Source organism: Shewanella sp. UCD-KL12 (assembly GCF_001957125.1).
Classification (GTDB): Bacteria; Pseudomonadota; Gammaproteobacteria; order Enterobacterales; family Shewanellaceae; genus Shewanella.
Map to the genome: position 1 here is coordinate 1 of NZ_MPHJ01000038.1, position 2,179 is coordinate 2,179.

The 2,179-nt window shown below is 42.9% G+C and carries 1 protein-coding gene, 1 tRNA gene and 2 rRNA genes; 1 reads left to right on the forward strand and 3 read right to left on the reverse strand.

What is annotated here, in order from left to right:
- Positions 1-1,151: 1,151 nt before the first annotated feature.
- Entirely contained in the window at positions 1,152-1,343 is a 192-nt protein-coding gene (locus BM736_RS24670; RefSeq protein WP_143562483.1) for a hypothetical protein, read from the forward strand.
- Between the two features lie 281 nt (positions 1,344-1,624).
- Here the strand turns inward: BM736_RS24670 and rrf (BM736_RS24680) are convergent.
- The 3 genes from rrf (BM736_RS24680) to rrf (BM736_RS24690) all read right to left on the reverse strand — a co-directional run bounded on the left by rrf (BM736_RS24680) (position 1,625) and on the right by rrf (BM736_RS24690) (position 2,006).
- Positions 1,625-1,740 (reverse strand): 5S ribosomal RNA (gene rrf, locus BM736_RS24680).
- A 28-nt stretch (positions 1,741-1,768) separates the two neighbouring features.
- Positions 1,769-1,844 (reverse strand) — tRNA-Thr (locus tag BM736_RS24685).
- 46 nt (positions 1,845-1,890) lie between these two features.
- Positions 1,891-2,006: ribosomal RNA gene (gene rrf, locus BM736_RS24690) — 5S ribosomal RNA — on the reverse strand.
- Positions 2,007-2,179: the final 173 nt, after the last annotated feature.

Genomic DNA, 2,179 nt, shown 5'->3' on the forward strand with positions numbered 1-2,179 from the left:
GCTTCCTAAGAAGCAATTTCGAATAACTCAACACCTGTGAATGTCCACACAGATTTCTTGTTTCGTATTGTTAAAGAACGTGGCGCTAAGTAGCACCGCCGTTGACGCTAGGTCGCTGGCTTGAGGAGGCGTATTCTACACTTCCCGTTGTTGGCGTCAAGTGCTTTTAAAAATTTAATTTCAAACGTTTAAAACGAGGAAATTAATTAGCTTACTTGTTGCCCTGACTGGGTTTCAGCTTCTGTTTAAGAAGGCTGGTTTGCCGTGTCAGTGGGAGCGCATTATAGGGATGTCTGCCATGATAGCAAGGGCTTATTTGCCAAAAACTGATGTTTTTTGAAAGAAGCACTTTAAACACATATTACACACGAGTTACCCCCACACTTACCCACAAACAGCTAATAAAGCCTTAAGTGTTTAGTACCTTAAAAGTCTGCTGGATAATCAGTCTAGTCCATATATTGGAGTTTGCTTGATTAAAGAATTTATTTTTACAGTAGAACAACCTTGTTCAAGCACCTATAAAGAAATAGCTAGCCTTAGGGCATAGCCAGCTTTACTACAACTTAGGGCTAAACGAATCACTGTTCATCAGCTTTTAATATACAAACACCTTCATGAATATACTCTGAGCTCTATACTTCTCTAACCCTATCTAGTTTCATGACCAAATTCTCACTTTAAGCGAGTTTATAGTGACACTAGCTCGCCTTTAATGACTGAAGTATCGATTATGCACGATTATATGGATATAGGAGGTAGATTAACGCAGGAGCCGTTATCGAGGTCAATTACCGCCTGTCATATGGCTGTTGTACCTCACACGTTCTAAGTCTTCATTCCCATGTTCAGATTGTCATTTCGAGAAGCTGCTAAATGAATAATTGAAGATCTAGAAGACCTCCGATCCCATTGATGTTGAAAATGCTACTTATGCACGATTCAATGGATTCAGGAAGTACAAGGCCAAGGGGTCGAATGTAAAATAATGCAGGAGCTATTAACGACGGTAACACAAGAGCATATCTATGACCTCTCGACGTTCATACAGTGAATACATGGAGCAAAGAGGTTATGTTTAATGTACCAAGTACATTGCTAGCTCGTGGCGAGAGTAACTTCTTGCGAAGGCAGAGGCTAAGCACATGGAAATGCCGAATGTCAGCAACGCATGGATGCAGTTTCTGACCAAGCTCAGCGGCGGGTCGACCGCCATGGATGGCGGAAGTGTCGATATTGAAGGAGCATTTATCGACCGACATCGAGAGTCTCTCCTTCGCGGAGCGTATATACGAAAAAAAGCCCTAGCGTTTATTGTAATAGAGAGTGCTAGGGCTGAATAAAGCCGCCTGTCATGGTCAGCTACGGGTAAACCCTCCGCGTTCATCCCATGCATCAAACTACGTTTGATAAGCGCAAGTGCTTCACCCTATGACCTACATGGATGTAGGGAATGCAGTATATGCAGGAGCGATTTACTGCCTTCCACATGGGTATTGAACCTCACTACGCTCGGACTCTTCACTTCCCCATGTTCGAGTGGTCATTTCAAAAGCTGTTAAACGAAAAAATCCCCAACACAAAGTGCTGGGGATTTATCGACTCTCTTTACGAGAAATTAGGCGCCTGGAAATGACCTACTCTCACATGGGGAGACCCCACACTACCATCGGCGCTATTGCGTTTCACTTCTGAGTTCGAGATGGGATCAGGTGGTACCACAATGCTATGGTTTCCAGACAAATTTTGTTAGCTAAGTAGCTAAATATGGTGCTGATACCCAGAATCGAACTGGGGACCTCATCCTTACCAAGGATGCGCTCTACCGACTGAGCCATATCAGCTAAATAATCATTTTAATGTCATTTAGGCATTAAAATTAAATTAGGCGCCTGGAAATGACCTACTCTCACATGGGGAGACCCCACACTACCATCGGCGCTATTGCGTTTCACTTCTGAGTTCGAGATGGGATCAGGTGGGGCCACAATGCTATGGTTTCCAGACTAATTTGGAAATTTGAAAAGCTAATTGGGTTTTATAATCATTCTAACTTAAATCAAGTCGTATTCTTTTGTGCTTGTAAAGTAATCATCACTAATCACCACAAACCCATCTGGGTTGTATGGTTAAGCCTCACGAGTCATTAGTACAAGTTAGCTCAACGCCTCACAACGCT

Bases quoted from the DNA above. Each gene is read 5' to 3' on its own strand.
- BM736_RS24670 (WP_143562483.1), top strand. From the start codon at position 1,152: ATGCCGAATGTCAGCAACGCATGGATGCAGTTTCTGACCAAGCTCAGC.